Annotated in this window: 21 protein-coding genes; 14 read left to right on the top strand and 7 right to left on the bottom strand. The window is 69.1% G+C overall.

Annotation, left to right across the window (positions count from 1 at the left end):
- Window positions 1-75: 75 nt before the first annotated feature.
- The 5 genes from LW587_RS02430 (at window position 76) to LW587_RS02450 (ending at window position 4,884) form a co-directional block, all read left to right on the top strand.
- Window positions 76-933 carry a multiubiquitin domain-containing protein gene (locus LW587_RS02430; protein WP_232628010.1) on the top strand — a complete coding sequence of 286 codons (858 nt, stop codon included), beginning with the start codon at window positions 76-78 and terminating at the stop codon, window positions 931-933.
- A 1-nt stretch (window position 934) separates the two neighbouring features.
- Window positions 935-2,332: a ThiF family adenylyltransferase gene (locus LW587_RS02435; protein WP_232628011.1), complete on the top strand. Its 1,398-nt coding sequence runs from the start codon at window positions 935-937 to the stop codon at window positions 2,330-2,332.
- A gap of 2 nt (window positions 2,333-2,334) precedes the next feature.
- Complete coding sequence (locus LW587_RS02440) at window positions 2,335-2,703, top strand: DUF6527 family protein (RefSeq protein WP_232628012.1); 369 nt, start codon at window positions 2,335-2,337, stop codon at window positions 2,701-2,703.
- Window positions 2,704-2,720: 17 nt separating this feature from the next.
- Complete coding sequence (locus tag LW587_RS02445; RefSeq protein ID WP_232628013.1) at window positions 2,721-4,331, top strand: DUF2235 domain-containing protein; 1,611 nt, start codon at window positions 2,721-2,723, stop codon at window positions 4,329-4,331.
- A 202-nt stretch (window positions 4,332-4,533) separates the two neighbouring features.
- Window positions 4,534-4,884, top strand: coding sequence for a hypothetical protein (locus LW587_RS02450; RefSeq protein WP_232628014.1), 351 nt, complete (start codon window positions 4,534-4,536; stop codon window positions 4,882-4,884).
- Between the two features lie 369 nt (window positions 4,885-5,253).
- Here the strand turns inward: LW587_RS02450 and LW587_RS02455 are convergent, their stop codons facing one another.
- From LW587_RS02455 to LW587_RS02470, 4 genes are all read right to left on the bottom strand, one after another.
- On the bottom strand, window positions 5,254-5,499 hold the full coding sequence (locus LW587_RS02455; protein WP_232628015.1) for a hypothetical protein: 246 nt from the start codon (window positions 5,497-5,499) through the stop codon (window positions 5,254-5,256).
- A 49-nt stretch (window positions 5,500-5,548) separates the two neighbouring features.
- The gene (locus LW587_RS02460) at window positions 5,549-6,118 is read right to left on the bottom strand and encodes a hypothetical protein (RefSeq protein WP_232628016.1); all 570 of its coding nucleotides are present in this window, start codon (window positions 6,116-6,118) and stop codon (window positions 5,549-5,551) included.
- 63 nt (window positions 6,119-6,181) lie between these two features.
- Window positions 6,182-6,811, bottom strand: coding sequence for a PRC-barrel domain-containing protein (locus LW587_RS02465; protein WP_232628017.1), 630 nt, complete (start codon window positions 6,809-6,811; stop codon window positions 6,182-6,184).
- A gap of 9 nt (window positions 6,812-6,820) precedes the next feature.
- A complete protein-coding gene (locus tag LW587_RS02470) occupies window positions 6,821-7,051 on the bottom strand; it encodes a hypothetical protein (protein ID WP_232628018.1) in 231 nt (76 codons plus the stop codon).
- Window positions 7,052-7,216: 165 nt separating this feature from the next.
- Between LW587_RS02470 and LW587_RS24120 the strand changes: the two genes are divergently transcribed.
- From LW587_RS24120 to LW587_RS02480, 3 genes are read left to right on the top strand one after another with little or no spacing between them, the layout of a single operon-like run.
- A complete protein-coding gene (locus tag LW587_RS24120; RefSeq protein ID WP_332839815.1) occupies window positions 7,217-7,537 on the top strand; it encodes a hypothetical protein in 321 nt (106 codons plus the stop codon).
- Window positions 7,538-7,541: 4 nt separating this feature from the next.
- Complete coding sequence (locus LW587_RS24125; RefSeq protein WP_332839816.1) at window positions 7,542-8,030, top strand: universal stress protein; 489 nt, start codon at window positions 7,542-7,544, stop codon at window positions 8,028-8,030.
- Between the two features lie 49 nt (window positions 8,031-8,079).
- Window positions 8,080-8,430: a 4-fold beta flower protein gene (locus tag LW587_RS02480; RefSeq protein ID WP_232628019.1), complete on the top strand. Its 351-nt coding sequence runs from the start codon at window positions 8,080-8,082 to the stop codon at window positions 8,428-8,430.
- A 56-nt stretch (window positions 8,431-8,486) separates the two neighbouring features.
- Here the strand turns inward: LW587_RS02480 and LW587_RS02485 are convergent, their stop codons facing one another.
- Window positions 8,487-9,416, bottom strand: coding sequence for a LysR family transcriptional regulator (locus LW587_RS02485; RefSeq protein ID WP_232628020.1), 930 nt, complete (start codon window positions 9,414-9,416; stop codon window positions 8,487-8,489).
- Window positions 9,417-9,574: 158 nt separating this feature from the next.
- On the opposite strand from LW587_RS02485, the gene LW587_RS02490 reads away from it, so the two are divergent.
- From LW587_RS02490 to LW587_RS02500, 3 genes are all read left to right on the top strand, one after another.
- Window positions 9,575-10,141 (top strand): OsmC family protein, encoded by a 567-nt coding sequence (locus tag LW587_RS02490; protein ID WP_232628021.1) that lies wholly within the window; start codon window positions 9,575-9,577, stop codon window positions 10,139-10,141.
- Window positions 10,142-10,227: 86 nt separating this feature from the next.
- A complete protein-coding gene (locus LW587_RS02495; protein WP_232628022.1) occupies window positions 10,228-10,971 on the top strand; it encodes a Crp/Fnr family transcriptional regulator in 744 nt (247 codons plus the stop codon).
- A 659-nt stretch (window positions 10,972-11,630) separates the two neighbouring features.
- Window positions 11,631-12,482: a universal stress protein gene (locus LW587_RS02500; RefSeq protein WP_232628023.1), complete on the top strand. Its 852-nt coding sequence runs from the start codon at window positions 11,631-11,633 to the stop codon at window positions 12,480-12,482.
- Between the two features lie 321 nt (window positions 12,483-12,803).
- On the opposite strand, the gene LW587_RS02505 is transcribed toward LW587_RS02500, so the two are convergent.
- The gene (locus LW587_RS02505; protein WP_056245701.1) at window positions 12,804-13,211 is read right to left on the bottom strand and encodes a hypothetical protein; all 408 of its coding nucleotides are present in this window, start codon (window positions 13,209-13,211) and stop codon (window positions 12,804-12,806) included.
- Window positions 13,212-13,488: 277 nt separating this feature from the next.
- Between LW587_RS02505 and LW587_RS02510 the strand changes: the two genes are divergently transcribed.
- The 3 genes from LW587_RS02510 to istB are packed head-to-tail and all read left to right on the top strand — an operon-like array spanning window position 13,489 to window position 16,353.
- The gene (locus LW587_RS02510) at window positions 13,489-14,064 is read left to right on the top strand and encodes a hypothetical protein (protein WP_232628024.1); all 576 of its coding nucleotides are present in this window, start codon (window positions 13,489-13,491) and stop codon (window positions 14,062-14,064) included.
- A gap of 58 nt (window positions 14,065-14,122) precedes the next feature.
- The gene (gene istA, locus LW587_RS02515) at window positions 14,123-15,622 is read left to right on the top strand and encodes an IS21-like element ISMdi27 family transposase (protein WP_232627984.1); all 1,500 of its coding nucleotides are present in this window, start codon (window positions 14,123-14,125) and stop codon (window positions 15,620-15,622) included.
- The gene (gene istB / locus LW587_RS02520) at window positions 15,622-16,353 is read left to right on the top strand and encodes an IS21-like element ISMdi27 family helper ATPase IstB (RefSeq protein WP_232628065.1); all 732 of its coding nucleotides are present in this window, start codon (window positions 15,622-15,624) and stop codon (window positions 16,351-16,353) included. The genes istA and istB overlap by 1 nt, the downstream gene beginning before the upstream one ends.
- 131 nt (window positions 16,354-16,484) lie before the next feature.
- On the opposite strand, the gene LW587_RS02525 is transcribed toward istB, so the two are convergent.
- Entirely contained in the window at window positions 16,485-17,159 is a 675-nt protein-coding gene (locus tag LW587_RS02525; protein WP_232628025.1) for an integrase arm-type DNA-binding domain-containing protein, read from the bottom strand.
- Window positions 17,160-17,547: the final 388 nt, after the last annotated feature.

Genomic DNA, 17,547 nt, shown 5'->3' on the forward strand with positions numbered 1-17,547 from the left:
TCCAACGGTCCCGCTTCGCTGAGGGGTTAGGGGCGGTCCGACGCGATGGCCCTCAGGCGAAACGAGAGGACCATCATGAACATGCAGCACGGCCGCGACCGTTTCGAGGTCGAGATCGGCGACGAGAACCTGAACTTCACCAAGCACGTCATCGACGATCCGAAGGTCGCGGGGCGTCAGTTGATCAAGGCCGCGGGGATGCGCCCCGTGGAGGACTACGTCGCCCTGGCGATGCTGTCCGACGGACGGCTGGAGGACGTCGGCCTCGACGAGCTCTTCGACCTCCGCGGGCACGGGGCCGAGAAGGTCGTCGTGTTGAAGGCCGACGCCACCTACCGCTTCATCCTAGACAGCGAGGAGAAGGTCTGGAAGACCGTGGTCAGCGGACGCGTCCTCAAGATTCTGGCCGGCGTCGATCCGGCCCGGCACGACATCTACCAGGAGATCCGCGGCGGCGAAGACCTGCTGATCCGCGACGCCGACCTCGTCGACCTGACCAAGAAGGGCGTGGAGCGCTTCTTCACCGCCATCGCGCAGACGACGGAGGGCCTCTCGGTCCTCCTCCCGCCCCGGGACGCGGCCTACCTCGACAACCGCGGCATCGCCTACGAGGACCTCGTCGAGGGAGGCCAGCGCGGGATCGTGTTGCGCGACTTCCCCCTGCCGGCGGGGAAGTTCGGCGCCGAGAAGGCCGACATCCTCCTCCTGCTGCCGCCCGGCTATCCCGACTGCCCGATCGACATGTGGTACGCCTACCCGTGGCTGAAGCTCACCGCGACCGGGATCGATCCGCGCCAGACCTCCGTCCCGCACGTGGCAGGCGGCCGGACGTGGCAGCGGTGGTCCCGGCATAACTACGAGTGGCGTCCCGGCACGGACGGCATCCACACGATGGTCAAGCGCATCGAGCGCGCCCTCGACGAGGCCGCCTGAGATGCTCGACCTCGTCCTTCTGGAGGCCCACGCGGCCGAACTTCGGTCGCTGCTTGCTACGCCGGACGGCGCGGAGGCCGCCGCCTACCTCCTCCTCGGGCGTGCAGAGATCGGGTCCGATCCCTGGTCGGGGCGCCGGCGCCATCGCATGGTTTCGCACCGGGCCGTCCCGGTGCCCGAAGAGGACAAGGTCTCGGCCTCAGGCCTGCACGTCACCTGGTCGACGCGCTCCTTCGTCCGGCTCCTGAAGGCCGCCGAAGAGCAGGGCCTGACGTTGGCTATCGTGCACACCCACCCCGGTAGCCATGCCTTCTTCTCCGATCAGGACGATGCGAACGAGCGCGACCTGCTCCGCATCGTCGGCAACCGTTCGGGAGCGGGCCACGGCTTCGCCAGCGTCGTGCTCGGGGGCGACGGGAGCGTATGCGCCCGGCGCTGGACGGCCCCCGCGACAGCCGAGCCCTGCGAACGGGTGGCGGTCGTCGGCCGCGGCATCCGGCTTCACGGGCTCGCCGGCGGCGACGGTGACCCGCTGCTCGACCGGCAGGCCCGGCTCTTCGGTCCGACCTTCAACGGCCTCGTTCGGGCGCTCAAAGTTGGCGTCGTCGGCTGCGGGGGCACGGGGAGCCCGACGGCCCTGCTGTTGGCGCGCCTGGGCATCGGCCACGTCCTGTTGGTGGACGACGACGTCGTCGAGCTGACCAACCTCAACCGGGTGCACGGCTCGCGGCGCACCGACGTCGAGGGCCGGGTGCCGAAGGTCGAGGTGCTCCGGCGGGAGATCGAGGCGGCGGGCCTCGGCGTCGAGGTCACCACGTTCAAGGGTTGGGTCGGCGACGCCGCCGCTCGCGACGCCCTCCGGTCCTGCGACGTCGTCTTCGGGTGCACGGACGACCACGACGGTCGGCTCTTCCTAAACCGCCTCGCCTACTTCTACGGCATCCCCGTCATCGACATGGGATTGCGCATTATGCCGGCGCGGGACGGTCGGCCCTACGAGATGGCCGGTCGCGTGACGTTGGCCGGCCCCGGTGCCCCCTGTCTCATGTGCCGAGGTCTCGTCGATCCCCGGCGAGCGATGGAGGAGGCCCTGCGCCGGACCGACCCGGCCGCGTACGAGGCCAGGAAGGCCGAGGCCTACGTCTTGGGAGGTGGGGATCCGGCGCCGGCTGTCGTGACGTTCACGACCGAGACCGCCTGCATGGCCGTCAACGAGTTGCTGCAGGCCCTCACCGGCTTCCGGGGCGACGGCGGCATGCGCACGGGGCGACAGCGTCGATTCGATGCCGTCGAGGATCGGGCAACCACGTGCACGCCGCGTGCGGGATGCGAGGTGTGCGCCGGCACGGGGTTGTGGGGCCGGGGCGACGTCCTCCCCTTCCTCTACAGGGCGGGCTGACGATGATGCGCCACCTCGCAGGGCTCCTTCGTGCGCTCGGCCTCGTCCGCTACGACCTGATCGCGCGCCGAACGTCCCGCTACCCCGACGACGCCTCGGTCCGGGACGGCGAGCTCGTGTTCGTCGTCGACGGGGGCGTGGAGAAATGGGCGTGCTTCCGCTGCCCCGGGGGCTGCGGCGCGCTCATCCCGCTTTCGCTCAACCCGCGGCGTCGACCGCGCTGGTCCGTCGCGCTCGACTGGCTCCACCGCCCGACCGTGCGGCCCTCGGTCCATCAGACGAACGACTGCGCCTGCCACTTTCACGTCAACGGTGGGCGGGTGGATTGGTGCGAGGGCGGTCGGCCCCTCGGTCGGGGCGCGCGTACTTGAAGACGGAGGAGGAACGAATGCCCAAGAACATCGTGGTCTTCTCGGATGGGACCGGGCAGGACGGCGGCGTCCGCCCCGAGCAGCGCGTCAGCAACGTCTACAAGATGTACCGGGTGTGCAAGGTCGGGCCGGAGAGCGGCATCGACCCTGCCGAGCAGGTCGCATTCTACGACCCCGGCCTCGGCACCGACATCGGCGCCACCGCCCTGACGGCGCCGGTCCGGTTCGCGCAAAAGATGGCGGCCTCGCTCTCGGGGCGGGGCATCGCCCAGAACATCGCCGATTGCTACAAATTCATTATCGACCACTACGAGCCCGGCGACCGGGTGTTCCTGATCGGCTTCAGCCGCGGGGCCTACACGGTCCGGTGCGTGGCGAACCTGCTGATGTATTGCGGCGTCCCGACCCGGGGGAAGGAGGGCCCGCTCCTGCCGTTCCGCAAGATGACCGCCGACATCGCCAGGGAGGCGGTAGGGACGGTGCTGGAGCACGGTGCCGGCCACCCGCGCGCCGAGTTCGACGCCGAACGGGCCGAGCTCGCCCGCCGCTTCCGCGACACCTACGCATCGCACCATCCCGATCACGCCGGCGACCCGACCGACCGCAAGTCCAACGTCGAGCCGTACTTCATCGGGACGTTCGACACGGTCGCGGCCCTCGGCGTCGCCGGGGCGAAGCGGTCCTTGATCAAGGCCGGTCTGGCGGCCGCAGTGATCATCCCGGTCGGCCTCGCCATCACCGCAACAGCGGCGCTCGCCGGCGGTCTCTCGTTCCTGCTCGGCGGCCCGTTCTGGAAGGTCGACATCGGCGTCGCCGCGCTGCTCTCGCTCGCCGCCGGTGGCGTTGCCTGGGTGGTGGCCCGCCGGCTCCGGGCGGCCAGGACCAAGACGATCAAGAATTGGCCGGCCGCGGGGCAGGAGCGCAGCCACGTCGCCGAATGGAAGGGGGAGAACTTCGACCGCTACCTGAGCGCGCAGGTCGGCTACGCGCGGGCGGCCATCGCCATCGACGAGCGCCGGGCGGACTTCCGGCGTGTGAAGTGGGGCACCACGGAGGCGAGCCCCCCGCGCCCCGCCGGCGTGCCTGGCCAGTTCCGGCAGGTCTGGTTCGCGGGCAACCATTCCGACATCGGCGGAAGCTACGACGAGACCGAATCGCGCCTGTCCGACATTGCGCTGAAGTGGATGCTGGAGCAGGTGGTCGGCATCCCGGACGGGCTGAAGGTCGACGGCATGCCGGCGGTGGCGGACATGCACCATCCGGTCGAGGTCATGTCGATCCCGCGCCTGCGGCTGCACCCGTCGCCGACCGGCGCGCAGCACTGCGAGGTGGCCGGCATGCGCGACACCATCGCCGCGCGCACCGAGGCCTCGTGGGTGCCGGCCAGCATCCGGCGGTGGGCGCAGGGCAAGTCGTGGGAGGAGGAAGCCCGCGACCTGAAGCCGGACGCCCCCGTCCACCCGAGCGTCGACGCGCGCTTCGCCGCCGGGCCCGTGGTCCAGTGCGACGGGCTCAGGCCTTACAGGCCCGACGTCCTGGCCCGGCATGAGCGGTTCAGGCGTTACTATGAGGGAGCCACGGGAGCGCAGGCTCCCGAGGAGGAACCGCTTGCCGCGGCCGTGTCGTGAGCGTCAGAAAACTGCCTGGCGCGACGCGGGGCGGCCCCGGGGCGGTCCGTCGAGGCATCCTGGCTCTGCACGCCCTGGAATGCCGGCAGCTCCCAGAGGTTGGGCGGAGCGTGACCGGTCATCCTGCTCAGGTGGTCGGAACAGGCTCACAGTGGAGGGCCTGGCGGCAGGTGGAGGGCACCGGTTCGTCGGGTGCCGCAGGATGCTATGCAACCCGCACGGGTCGGTTGGGGGCAACCGGCACGACGCGGCGGTACCGCGCGACCGTGCAGTCCAGCGGCGCAACGCCTGCGGCCGCACCGTCTACTTACTCGACCGGCACGGCTGCCTCGACGCAGCCTCGGACGGCCGTTGGCCCAAGATCATTGAACCGGCACCGGTGGCGGGCTTCCTCACCCCCGGGGCGCTGCTGGCGGCCATGGCGGTGGCCATCACCTGTGCGTTGACGGCCCTCTCGGTCCGGCGCGCCATCGACGAGGCCAGCGGGCAGATTCAGGAGGCAGCCAAGGTCCTGGATGTGGCCGCCGGAGCGACCATTCCATCTCAATGGTAGCTATCAGGCTTTAAGCGGCCATTCGCGTGGTTGCAGCTGAAGGTCCACTGATGGCGCACAGCAGCATAAGCGGCGTGCGAACTTCTGACCCCTTTCGGACCTTCCTCTCTGCCTGTTCGGATGTCCGCTTTGAAGGTAAGAGCGGACTTCAAAGCGGCGGCCATGACTGACCCGGCGGCGGCCGCACGGTATCTCGTCAGGTCCGAAGTCAGGCACGCCGCTCGGCTCGGGAAGCAGGCTCTGGTCGGGACTGGGCGGATGCGTTAGCGACGGGTCGGGGAACGTCGGGTTCGGGCGGTCGGGACTATTTAAGTTCGCCATGGGGGGATTCCTGTTCGCTGGTGGTAGGAACCCCAACGCGCGGCCGCGTCAGCCCATGAAGTGCCAGGCCGCCTCGGACCTGGTCCGCCCATCGTCGGCCACCCCATCGGGTCGAAGGCCGACCTCGTCGATCTGGGCCTTCTCGGAGTGGCCGAGGGCAAGGTTCCGCTCCTTCGCGGCGGCGACGTGCTCGCCGTTCGAAAGGTGCTTTACCGAATGCCGGTAATGGACGGCGGCCCTGTCGTGCTGGTGCCCGGCTTCCTCGCACGCCCGTGCCATCTTGCTCATCGGCATCGTCAAACTCCCTCGAAGAGCGCGTTCCGCCGGCCCCGTTCAACCGTCTTCAGCCGCGAACCTGGATCTGCGCCATGTCGCGGTCCCAGGTTGTCCTGGCAGCCTCGCGGGCGGCGCGTGCGGCGTTCGCAGTGGCCGTGGCGGCCCTTACGATGGACGCGCGCGCCCCGGATGCCGCCTGGCGCATCGCCGCCATGTTGGAGCTGATCGAAGCCCCGACGGCCTCCTGGGACTTTCGGACCGCCAGTCGCGTCGCCTCGACGGACTTCCGTGCCGAATCCGCGGCCCTGCGCATCGAGGCATTCGCCGCGACCCCCGCCGCCCGGTTGGCCTCGCCGATCTTTGTCTCGGCGCGGGTCGCGGCCTCGGCGGCGTCGGTGGCGAACTTGCCGATCATGTCGGCGGACTGCTTCGGGGCGTCCTTCAGCGCCGTCTTCGAGGCCTGCATTGCGAGCCGGCCCGCCTCGCGGGCCGCATCGGCGGCCTTGTTCGCCTCGCGGCCGGCCTCCCGCATCGTCGCTGCGGCATCCGTCGAGGGTGCCGTCGGCGTTTGCGCCATCGCGGTTGTCGTCGTCGACAGGGCGAGGAACGTCGCCGTCAGTGCCGTCGTCGTACGCATAGTGAGATCCAATCATGTCTTCGGGGATGGGAGGCCGTGGCCGTCGGCCGGTCGATACGCGGCTCAGTCCGTCCGCGGGGGCTTCACGGCGGCGGTCCAGTAGGCGTCCGCCTTAGTCGTCTGTTGGGCAAACGGCTCCGCCTTCACGAACCTGCCTTCGACGATGCGGGGGGCCTGGTCCATGGCGTCCTTAGTCGTGTCGAGGACGAGGATGTTCAGGTTCGGCGAGACCTTGAACTGGTCCCACGGCACCGCGACGTGGCGTTCGCCGAGGCCGAAGACACCAGCGCGGGAGACGACGAGGTAGGCGATCCCGCCGCCATCGGCCCCCATGACGATGTCGTCGACGCTGCCGAGCGCCACATTGCCCGGTGTGCGCACCTCGCTCCCGAGCAGGTCGTCCGAGCGGAAGGCGGCGGCCCGGCCCACGACCGGCTGCGCCAGCGAAAGCTCCTGATTGCGGAAGCCGAGGGCGTTCGCGACCCGTAGGTCACGACCCTGCATGCCGGTCTTGTACTGGTCGTAGCTGGCCTGGATCTGGACCAGCACGTCCTCGCACGGCTGCTGCCTGCCGTGGCGCGCCAGGATGTCCGCGGCGGAGAGGAGCACCCGTACCTCGTATCCGGGACGGGCGTTCGCGTACCCCATCATCGCGGACGCGGCGCCCATCGCCATGCCGTTGTTCCCGGCCATGCCGCCGAATCAGTAGCCGCCGAGGGGATAGCCGTAGCCGTAGCCCGACCCGCCGAGCCAGTAGCCGTCCTTCTCCATCCGGGTGTCGAGCGCCTTGAGGTGGTCGAGGCAGGCCTGAGCCGGCTTGGCCTCCGCCTCTGCCATGGGTCCGGCCTTCGGCTCCTCCGCGGCTTGGAGCTGGGCCATCAGGGAGAGCGAAAGGACCGCCCCGAGGGCGATGGATCTAGCTGGCCGTTTCATGATCGGTTTCCGGGATGGCGGGCACCCAAAGGCTGTGCGCCCCGTCCACCCCTCCTGTCTGACCGCTCCGCCGCCTCGATACTTTGTCCTGGATCAAGGCCGACCCACCATCGACCGTGCTTCCTTCCGGCCATCGACTCCGAGGCTCAAGGACGGAGCGCCGACATGAACGTGGCCAGCATCATGGTCTCCGTGGACCTCGGCCCCGCCGCGGCGGACCGCATCCAGCTCGCGGCCTCCCTCGCCATGCGGTTCGAGGCCGAACTCGTCGGCGTGGCCGCCCGCCAGATCTCGTCTCCGACCTACGCGACCAGCATCTACGCGTCGCTCCAGGTCACGGACGTCGAGGTTGCCCCGGGCGGGGCAGGACCTGGAGCAGGCCCGGCTCACGTTCGACCGCAACGTCGGGGGCGTCGCCCGGACCGATTGGCGCTCCGACCTAGCCGATCCCTCGACCTACCTGGCCAGGCAGGCCAGGGCGGCTGACGTGGTGGTGGGCCGTTCGGGCACGCCCGATCCCGAGCCCAGTCTCCTCACCGTGCTGCCCGGCCCCTTCGTCGTGGAGGCCGGACGCCCGGTCCTCATCGCCCCGCCCGGCATGGAGTCGTTGCGCGTTCGACGTGTCGTCGTCGCCTGGAAGGACACCTTGGAAGCCCGCCGCGCAGTCCTGCACAGCCTGCCGTTCCTCGAACGGTCGGACCAGATCCTCCTCGTCGGCGTCGGTCCGGCGGGGGATGGCGAAGGCCTGGACGACGTGGCCGCCTACCTTTCCCGGCACGGCCAGGCCGTCACGCCACACAGGCTGGGAAGCGATGATGCAGGCGCGGGCGAGGCGATCCTCGGTTTCGTGGTACGGCAGGACGCGGACCTCCTCGTCATGGGAGCCTACGGGCATTCGAGAATGCGCGAGTGGATGTTCGGCGGCGTCACCCGGGACGTCCTGCAGAACACCCCGGTCTGCTGCCTGATGAGCAATTGAACGTCCCCCGACCGGCGGGAGCCGCCATTCCATTCCAACGGAGCCCCACATGATAGAACTGTTCGACCGAGAGGGCCGGGAAGCCGCCTTCTGCCGCGACGGGCACTCCGTCTACCTCTGGGACGGAACCCCCGCGGCCTACATCGACGGCGACGCGGTCTTTTCCTATTCCGGCCGGCTCATCGGTTGGACGAGGGACGGATGGATCTCGGACGAGGCGGGCGCCCGCCTCCTGTTCGAGTTCGACGCCGTCGGCGGCCCGGAGAAGCCGAGGCGTCAAACCAAGACCACGGCGGGCCCGAGAGGCACCAAGCCGGCCAAGGGAACGCCGGAGCCCGTCTCGCCCCGCCCGGCCCCGTCGCAAGCATGGTCCGACCGGTCCTTCGCCGAACTCGTCTGACCCCGGTGCCGTCCGTACCGTCCCTCGGCATGGACGCACACGCTTCCCACCATGCATCACGCGCCCACGCCGCTAACGTCCTCCTCTTTCTTACCGGAAGGCTGAAGCGCTTGGCCGAGCGCCTGGATGCTCTCGCTGATGTGGGTCAGCACCGTCCGTATCCTCGGCGTGTCGCGGTTGTCCTTGTGCACGAGCAGCAGGATGTCAGCTCTGGGAGGCTCGGTCGGGACCTCTATCCTCATAAGCCGGGATTCCTCGTCGCCGCGGAACCGGGCCAGGCAGGCCAGCCCGCCGCCGTTGGCGGCCGCGAGCACGGCGGCCTCGTGGCTGCTCGTCTGCAGGACCACCCGGGACATGGGAGCCATCTCGGTCAGCCAGGCCGACTGCGTCATCTCCTGGCTGTCCTCCATCTGCGTGATCAGGTGGTGGTCGGGGCAGCCGTCATCGAAGTTCAGTTCGCCGCGCTCCCGGATGTAGCCCGCGGTCGCGTAAAGGCCGAAGGCGATGCCTCCGATGCGCCGCACCACGAGGTCGTGCTGCTCGGGTTGCCGCATGCGGACCGAGATGTCGGCCTCTCGCATCGCCAGGCTGAGTTCCCGCGGGTTGGGGATCAGCTCGATCATGATGTCGGGATGCCCGGCGTGCAGCCTGGCGAAGCTTGGGGCCAGCAGGTGCGCGGCGATGGTCTCGGCGCAGGTCACCCGCACCAGCCCGCGCAGGCGGGTATCACGTCCGGTGACGTCCCGTTCCAGGGCGATGGCTTCCGCCTCTAGGCTTTCGGCCTTCCTTCGGACCTCCTTGCCGGCCAGCGTCGGCACGTAGCCCTCGGGTGTGCGGTTGAGCAGGCGCACCGCGAGGGTCGCCTCCAACGAGTTCAGGCGACGTCCGACCGTCGATTGCGAGACATGGAGCACCTTGGCGGCTGACGAGAGGGTGCCGTGTCGGGCGAGGGCGAGAAAAAATCTCAAGTCGTCCCAATCGAGCATCTGTCACCTGCCATCCATTTATGCATCTCCCGTCGTCGGCTTTGGTGGCCGACTTTCATTTCAGTAAGCCTATACTCCTCCTCGCGAAATAACCACGCAGGAAATATTTCAGTCATTTGAGATGTTTCGCGCTCGCCATCCGTACGAGGGGAAATCTCATGGCACGACCACCGACGAGATCCGACGGCGGTTCGCCGACGCCCAGCGACAGGCACCGGCTGGAAGCGGTGATCTCCGACGGCAAGGCCGATCCGACCGCCGTACGGACGCTGCGGTGCCGTACGGTGGCGCAGGGTCGCCTCAGCCAAATGAACTACGTCCGGAACCTGCCGCCACAGCCGGTGATGGAGGACGAGCCCGAGGGCCTGCTCGGCGAGAGCACGGCGCCGAATGCCTCCGAGGCCCTGCTCGCCGCCCTGGGGTCCTGCCTCTCCATCGGCATCCACGCCAACGCCCTGGCACAGGGCATCCCGATCCGCTCGCTGGAACTGAGCGTCGAGGCCGACATCAACATGACCTCGGTCTGGGGAAGCGGCGACCTCCATCCGAAGACCATCGGATTCGAGAGCATCCGGGTCTCCGTGGCGATGGACGCGGACGCCTCGCGCAAGGCCCTGGCGGCGCTGATCAAGCACACGGTGATGTGGTCGCCGGTGGCGAACACCCTCCACAACCCGGTCCATCTGGATGTCGCCCTGGCGAAACCCGCCGCCGCCGCGGCCTGAGAACCTCCCCGGCGTCTTCGGAACGCCGGCGCGACCCCCTGCCGGGACCGTTCGACGAACCCGCCTCAAGCTGAAAGGACAGACCCATGTCGATCCATTCGCTCCATACCGGTCCGGTGACCGGACTCCCTGTCCCCGCCCTGCCGCCCTACCTCGAAAAGGGGATCGGCAAGGTGCGTCTCCTGAGCCTGTCGACGGCCCTGACGCTGACGGAATGCGACACGCTGGAGCCGTTGAGCCGCCGGGTCTCGCTCGACCAGAGGGAGACCCTCTTCAGTCAGGACGAGCCGGCCTGCTCGGTCTTCAACATCACCTCCGGCGCGCTTCGGATGTACAGCATCCTCCCGGACGGTCGCCGGCAGGTCACCGGCTTCGCCTTCCCGGGCGACTTCGTCGGGCTGTCGATGCTCGACCGCCATGCGGTCTCGGCCGACGCGCTGTCACCGCTGACCGCGTGCCGTTTCGACAGACTGGCCTTCCGGAACCTGCTGGGCGGACACCCGGGCCTGATGATGCACCTGCACGAGATCACCGGACAGGAACTGTCCCGGGCCAAGGACATGATGATGCTGCTCGGCCGCCGCACCGCGGACGAGAAGATCGCCGCCTTCCTGACGGGGCTGCAGGCCCGTTACGTCCGGATCGGCCGATCCTCGGTCACCCTCGAACTGCCCATGGGCCGCCTCGATATCGCGGACCACCTCGGCCTGACCATCGAGACCGTGAGCCGGACCCTGTCCAGGCTGGACCGGGACGGCTGCATCCTGATCGTGCCGGGCGGCGTGCGCCTCATCGACCAGCCACGCCTCGACCGGATGTCGGCACACTGACGGTCGGGACTACCGGGTACCGGTACACCTCCCGGCCACGGTCCATGACCGCGACCGCCGAGGGTACGGCTACCCCGGCCGCCCGGGCGGAGGCCCTCGCCGCCACGAACCAGGACCGCGCCTCCTGCCTCGCCGGTCGCAGGTCGGAGGAGTCCAGAAAGTAAGCTGGCTCGCCCGCGTGCCGCTCAAGCACCGCACCGCCGCACAGGAGTTCCGTCGAGAACGTCATGGCCATCGCCCTCACAAGGACGGGGGACGGGCCGGCGGGCGCTTGATGTCCTGCCAACGCGAACGTCCGGCGGGCGAGGCGCGCCCCTTCATGCTTCCCGTCGCGGTCGGCTCCTGTGGCCGGATCTCGCTCGGCACGACATCGCGTGACAAAGGCATGTTCGGCCCGTTGGACCGGGCGAGGCGGCCGTCGTTCGAAGCGGCCTGCGCGCACGTCGCGGCGAGGACCGTCCCGAGCGCCGCAAGCGTCGTCATCAATCGTGACATCTGGGTTTGTCCCTTCGCAGGCGAGGCATCGACAGGCCCCACTGCGGAAGGGCCCCGTTCGAGGGGCACAATGCCCCCGGCCCTCGGGTCCGGCTTTGCGCTGGATCAAGGACTGAGCCCGGGCCGGGACTAGGGTCCGTCCATCGGAAACGAGGACCCCTCCCATGCCGGCACTCCAGAACATCAAGAACGTCATCGTGGGCCTGACCGAGGAAGGTCAACGGGACGAGACCAGCGACGCCATCGGCTACGGCCTGTCGCTGTCCGTCGCCGCCGGGGCGCATCTCACCGTGCAGGCCGCCTCGCGTCGCATCGTCATGAACAGCGCGCTGGCGGGCGGCTTCGGACGGGGCCTCATCTCCGAGGAGAACGGGCGGAACGCCGGCCTGAGCCAGGCCGTCGCCGAGAAGGTCCGCGGCGACGCGGCGAGCGCCGGCGTCGGATGCACCGTGGAAAGCCCGCAGCTGACGCACCAGGACATCCTCGCCAGCTTCGCGGCCAAGGCCCGGCTGCACGACCTCACCATCCTCGACGCCGAGGAGCGCACCATCGACCTCGACCGGGAGCTGATCGAGGCGTCGCTGTTCAACAGCGGTCGCCCCGTCATCGTCGTCCCCGCTGGCCACAACGCCTTCGCCGGCCGGCGCATCGTCATCGCCTGGGACGGCGGGGCGCACGCGGCCCGGGCCGTGAACGACGCGCTCCCCTTCCTGCTGGCGGCCGAAGCGGTCGAGATCATCTCGGTCGTCGGCGAGAAGGACCTGTCGAGGTCGGTCGCCGGGGCCGAGCTCGCGCCGCACCTCGCCCGCCACGGCATCGCGGTCACCGTGGACGACCTGCCGCTGCGCCCGGACGGCGACATCGCCGAGACGCTCCGTGACGCGGCCAGCCGCTATCGCGCGGACATGATCGTCATGGGCGCCTACCGGCACGGCCCCATCCGGCAGTGGATTTTCGGCGGGCTGACCCAGTCGATGATGGCGGCGTGCCCGATCCCGCTGTTCCTGGCGCACTGAGTGTGGTCAGTCGGCGGCGTAGGCTCGGAATGTCCGATTGCTAGCTGGACGGTCGAGGCGATGCCTCCGTCGGCGGAGCCGATTGCAGGATTCGACATTCCAGGAACTCCTCGTCGTTCGAGGTAAGCCCCGGTTTCGATTGCTCGCCAAGCGGAGCGTGCTCTAGCGTGTCGCCCTCGGTCGCGAGCCGCCCGCCGTCTACCAGGGCAAGTTCGATCCCCGCGTGCTGTTCAAGGCGTACCGGGCCCTGCACGACCTGCAGGACGTGTGACCACGACGAGGTCGAGCGGCCCCCTTCCGGGAGGGGGCGCTCAGGGTCCGTCAGGCCAGCTTCGGGACACCGCCGGCGAGCCCCTTGGCCCGCCGCTCGTATCCCCCGCATTCGTGTATCTCGTTCGGATGGGGGTCGACCGGGCCGGGAGAGAACGGGCCGAGGTCGTCCGGGATCACGAGGTCTTCGGAGGCACGAAGAACCGGAACGCCATGCCTGGCCTTCGGGGCAAGTTGCGACCCGGCGCCTGTGCCGTCCTCGGCGGCCATCTCGTTGGCGAGACGCTCGACCACGTCCAGGGCGGCCTTGATCCTGTCGGCCTGCCGGCAGACCTCGTCCTCGTCGATCAGGCAGGCGTCGTCCCCTGTCCACCAGCGTCCGTCGTCGATCAGGCGGAGCACCTCGACGAGACGGTCACGCTGCTTGGTCAGAGTCTCGACCGCGCGGGGACAGGTCATCACGAATTCCCTTCCGTCATGGCCGGACGCGGAGCGTCGACCGTGCAGGCGTGGAGGTCAGCGTAGATGGCGTGGAGCGCCCTCGTCCTTGCGATGGATCAATCGCGCCGAGGTAGTTCTGGCCGCCACCGGGGGAAACCGGCATGTCGTGCCTGGGGAGATCGGGTGCGCGCGGCTTCGGCTCCAACCCGGACGACCGACTTGCGCTGGGTCAAAGCCGTCATCGTCGATGGATGGCACTCTCCGCTTGTCGGAAGCCAATCGGGACCTGCCCTCCATGACCTATGCCAGCATCATGGTGTCCGTCGATCTCGGCAGCGATGCAAGCGGGCGCATCGGGATCGCCGCCCGCCTCGCGGACGCCTTCGAAAGCCGGACGATAGGCGTTGCCGCTCAATCGCCCGATCATGGCGCCGCGCAGGTCGGCCCGATGGGCGCCTCCGCCCTGCTTCCGGGCCTCTCTCGGCAGTCCGTCCGCGACGGGCTTGCCCGAGCGCACGACCTGTTCCGCGAGGCCGTCGGCAGCCTCAGCCGGGTCTTGTGGCGCTCCGCCCCGGAGCCTGGGCTCGCTTACCTGACGGGCCATACGCGCGCGGCCGACCTGATCGTGGTCGGTCAAGGAAACGGGAACGAGGGGACCGCATGCATCCGCCCGCTCGATCCCGCCTCCGTCGTCCTCGCGGCGGGACGTCCGGTGCTGGTGGTGCCGCCCGGCATCGATCATTTCGAAGCCCGACACGTGATGGTGGCGTGGAGGGACACGCGGGAAGCGCGTCGCGAGATCTTTGACGCCTTGTGTGTTTCGGCGTGCAACTTTGACCCCCTGATGCGGGGGATCGGCGTCCAATTCTGACCCCCTGAAGCTTGCTCTCGCAGACTGCCCTCCGGGACGACCGGACGGGTGGTGGGGGATGAAGGGCGTGGACACGATTGCGCGCATCCGGCGCGAGTTCTTCATCCGCGGTCGGTCGATCAAGGACATCGTCCGCGACCTGCACGTCTCCCGCAACACCGTGCGCAAGGTCATCCGCTCGGGAGCCACCAGCTTCGCCTACGAGCGCGAGGTGCAGCCGCTGCCCAAGCTGGGACCATGGCGGGACGACCTCGACCGGATGCTGGCCACGAACGCCAGCCGGCCGCCGCGCGAGCGGCTGACCCTGATCCGGGTGTTCGAGGCGCTGCGCGGGCTCGGCTACGAGGGCGGCTACGACGCGGTGCGCCGCTACGCCAAGGGCTGGAAGCGGGAGCGCACTGCCATCACGGCGCCGGCCTTCGTGCCGCTCTCCTTCGCCCCGGGCGAGGCCTACCAGTTCGACTGGAGCCACGAGATCGTGCTGATCGGCGGCGTGACCACGACGGTCAAGGTCGCCCACGTCCGGCTCTGCCACTCGCGCATGCTGTTCGTGCGGGCCTACCCGCGTGAGAGCCAGGAGATGGTCTTCGACGCCCATGACCGGGCGTTCGCCTTCTTCCGCGGTGCCTGCCAGCGCGGGATCTACGACAACATGAAGACCGCGGTGGAGACGATCTTCGTCGGGCGCGAGCGCGCCTATAATCGCCGCTTCCTGCAGATGTGCTCGCACTACCTCGTCGAGCCGGTGGCCTGCACGCCGGCCTCGGGCTGGGAGAAGGGCCAGGTCGAGAACCAGGTCGGGCTGGTGCGCGAGCGCCTGTTCACCCCGCGCATCCGGGTGAAGAGCTACGACGAGCTGAACGCCCTGCTGCTCGACGGGGTGATCGCCTACGCCAAGGCCCATCCTCATCCCGAGGAACGCGAGCGCAGCGTCTGGGAGCGGTTCGAGGCCGAGCGGGCGGCACTGGTGCCCTATGCCGGCCGCTTCGACGGCTTCCACGCCGTGCCGGCCGCCGTCTCCTCGACCTGCCTCGTGCGCTTCGACAACAACAAGTACTCGGTCATGGCCTCTGCCATCGGCCGTCCGGTCGAGGTGCGCGCCTACGCCGAGCGTGTCGAGATCCGCCAGGACGGCCGCATCGTTGCCGAGCATGCCCGCGCCTTCGGCCGTGGCCAGACGGTGTTCGATCCCTGGCACTACGTTCCCGTGCTCGCCCGCAAGCCCGGTGCGCTCCGCAACGGGGCGCCGTTCAAGGACTGGGTGCTGCCCGCCGCCCTCGACCGGGTCCGGCGCAAGCTTGCCGGCAGCGCCGACGGCGACCGCCAGATGGTCGAGATCCTCACCGCCGTGCTCGGCGATGGCCTGCCCGCGGTCGAAGCCGCCTGTGCCGAGGCGCTGCGCGAGGGCGTCCACTCGGCCGACATCGTCCTCAACATCCTGGCTCGCCAGCGCGAGCCCGCCGCCGCCGTCACCCTCCCGACTCCCGAGGGTCTACGGCTGCGCCACGAACCTGTTGCCGACTGCGCCCGCTACGACAGCCTGAGGAGAGCCCGATGATGGAACGCCAGCAGATCCTCGCCACGATGGGCGAGCTGAAGTTGTTTGGGATGAAGGCGGCCTACGACGAGATCATCAAGGTCGCGGTCAAGCGCACCCACGAGCCGCAGCAGATCGTCGGCGACCTGCTCCAGGCCGAGATCAGCGAGAAGCAGGCCCGCTCGATCCGCTACCAGATGACGATCGCCAAGCTGCCCCTGGCCAAGGACATCACCGAGTTCGCCTTCGCCGGCACGCCGATCAACGAGGGGCTGGTGCGCGATCTCGCCGGCGGCGAGTTCCTGGCGCATCAGCGCAACGTCGTGCTCGTCGGCGGCACTGGCACCGGCAAGACCCACCTCGCCATCGCCATCGCGCGGGCCTGCATCCGCGACGGGGCGCGGGGCCGGTTCTACAACGTCGTCGACCTCGTCAACCGGCTCGAAGCCGAGGCACGCGCCGGCCGGCAGGGCCGCATCGCCGACCATCTCGCCCGACTCGACCTCGTGGTGCTCGACGAACTCGGCTACCTGCCCTTCGCGCAGTCGGGCGGCCAACTCCTGTTCCACCTGATCAGCAAGCTCTACGAAACCACCTCGATCGTGGTCACCACCAACCTCGCCTTCGGGGAATGGCCGAGCGTGTTTGCCGGCGACGCCAAGATGACCACCGCGCTGCTCGATCGGCTCACGCACCATTGCGAGATCGTCGAGACCGGCAACGAGAGCTGGCGCTTCAAGAACCGCGCCTGAGGTCGGCTACCCGTCGCGCCTTCCGGATCCCTGATCAGCCCGGCTGCGCCACCCCGACCCGCTCCGCCGGGCTGATCAGAGGCGTCACGCCATACCCATCCAGGGGGTCAATTTTGGACGCCGATCCGGGGTCAACATTCCACGCTGTTTGACACCACCCGGCGCGCCGCGCTCACGGTATTGCTCTTCACGACGGCGTTTCGCACGCCCTCCAGGTCGGCGATGCGGATGTCAGAGACGAGCCGGTCACGGATACGGTTGAAGGCCTCGTGCCGCAGGTAGCTCTCGTAGTCCTTCCTGTAGGTCGGCTTCAGATCAGGCAGCTTGGCCGCGAGAAATTCGTCGACAAGGTCGCGCCAGAGCCAAGGCCCGTGTGCGCGCCGGTCCGCCTCGGTCTGCGCCGGGGTGTCGTCGACGGCGGCCGAGATCTCCGCCGCGGCGCCCTCGTCCCCGGTATGACCCAGCGAGGCCTCGAACGCCGCGACCTGGCGCCGGGGGTCCCGGCCGCGCTTCAGGCTGATGCGCGCGAGGGCTGCCTGGTCGCGCGCCTGCTGGACCGTGATGCGGTTGGCCTCGCCCAGGCGAACCGTGGCATGCTCCGTCTTGAGCATGAATGTCGATGCCGTCGGGGTGACCCGCAGGATCAGCCCGGGCGTCTGCGTGTCGGCGAACTCGATTCCGCGCCCCGGGACGCGCCCCTCCTCGATGAGCGTCTCGCCTCGGACGACGTGGTCGAGCCCGAGGGACACCCGCTTTCGGGTGTACGCCGCCGGCTTCGCCTTGGCCTTCGCAGCCGCCTTCGCCATGCCCTGCCCAGGTCCCCGTTTCGAGTGATACCAGCCTGATACCAGCCTGACGGGGAAACGCTGCGCAACGGGGCTGGCTACGCAGGGACGCGGATTTTCGCTGTATTCTCAATGCGGTGGTTAATGGAATGGGCCGGCAATCAGGGGTGAAATCTAGTCGAGGGATCAGCCTTCCAAGCTGAATACGAGGGTTCGATTCCCTTCACCCGCTCCAACAGCTTGCCCCACCCGGATCGCCATGGTGCCGCTCCGCTTGCTCTCGGCAGGGCCGTTCCGCTTCGAGGATTCGCCCGAGGGCGGGCGCCGTCCTAGGTTTTTTGACCGCGCCCAATAAAAGATCGTCCGGAACCTTGGTCGCCGGCCTCCGGCGTCAGGCGGGCCAGCCGCC

The sequence above is a fragment of the Methylobacterium sp. Leaf118 genome (genome assembly GCF_920984675.1).
Classification (GTDB): domain Bacteria; phylum Pseudomonadota; class Alphaproteobacteria; order Rhizobiales; family Beijerinckiaceae; genus Methylobacterium.

Coding starts and splice junctions, on each gene's coding strand:
- LW587_RS02430 (WP_232628010.1), top strand. CDS start 76: ATGAACATGCAGCACGGCCGCGACCGTTTCGAGGTCGAGATCGGCGAC.
- LW587_RS02435 (WP_232628011.1), top strand. CDS start 935: ATGCTCGACCTCGTCCTTCTGGAGGCCCACGCGGCCGAACTTCGGTCG.
- LW587_RS02440 (WP_232628012.1), top strand. CDS start 2,335: ATGATGCGCCACCTCGCAGGGCTCCTTCGTGCGCTCGGCCTCGTCCGC.
- LW587_RS02445 (WP_232628013.1), top strand. CDS start 2,721: ATGCCCAAGAACATCGTGGTCTTCTCGGATGGGACCGGGCAGGACGGC.
- LW587_RS02450 (WP_232628014.1), top strand. CDS start 4,534: ATGCTATGCAACCCGCACGGGTCGGTTGGGGGCAACCGGCACGACGCG.
- LW587_RS02455 (WP_232628015.1), bottom strand. CDS start 5,499: ATGCCGATGAGCAAGATGGCACGGGCGTGCGAGGAAGCCGGGCACCAG.
- LW587_RS02460 (WP_232628016.1), bottom strand. CDS start 6,118: ATGCGTACGACGACGGCACTGACGGCGACGTTCCTCGCCCTGTCGACG.
- LW587_RS02465 (WP_232628017.1), bottom strand. CDS start 6,811: ATGGCCGGGAACAACGGCATGGCGATGGGCGCCGCGTCCGCGATGATG.
- LW587_RS02470 (WP_232628018.1), bottom strand. CDS start 7,051: ATGAAACGGCCAGCTAGATCCATCGCCCTCGGGGCGGTCCTTTCGCTC.
- LW587_RS24120 (WP_332839815.1), top strand. CDS start 7,217: ATGAACGTGGCCAGCATCATGGTCTCCGTGGACCTCGGCCCCGCCGCG.
- LW587_RS02480 (WP_232628019.1), top strand. CDS start 8,080: ATGATAGAACTGTTCGACCGAGAGGGCCGGGAAGCCGCCTTCTGCCGC.
- LW587_RS02485 (WP_232628020.1), bottom strand. CDS start 9,416: ATGCTCGATTGGGACGACTTGAGATTTTTTCTCGCCCTCGCCCGACAC.
- LW587_RS02490 (WP_232628021.1), top strand. CDS start 9,575: ATGGCACGACCACCGACGAGATCCGACGGCGGTTCGCCGACGCCCAGC.
- LW587_RS02495 (WP_232628022.1), top strand. CDS start 10,228: ATGTCGATCCATTCGCTCCATACCGGTCCGGTGACCGGACTCCCTGTC.
- LW587_RS02500 (WP_232628023.1), top strand. CDS start 11,631: ATGCCGGCACTCCAGAACATCAAGAACGTCATCGTGGGCCTGACCGAG.
- LW587_RS02505 (WP_056245701.1), bottom strand. CDS start 13,211: ATGACCTGTCCCCGCGCGGTCGAGACTCTGACCAAGCAGCGTGACCGT.
- LW587_RS02510 (WP_232628024.1), top strand. CDS start 13,489: ATGACCTATGCCAGCATCATGGTGTCCGTCGATCTCGGCAGCGATGCA.
- istA (WP_232627984.1), top strand. CDS start 14,123: ATGAAGGGCGTGGACACGATTGCGCGCATCCGGCGCGAGTTCTTCATC.
- istB (WP_232628065.1), top strand. CDS start 15,622: ATGGAACGCCAGCAGATCCTCGCCACGATGGGCGAGCTGAAGTTGTTT.
- LW587_RS02525 (WP_232628025.1), bottom strand. CDS start 17,159: ATGGCGAAGGCGGCTGCGAAGGCCAAGGCGAAGCCGGCGGCGTACACC.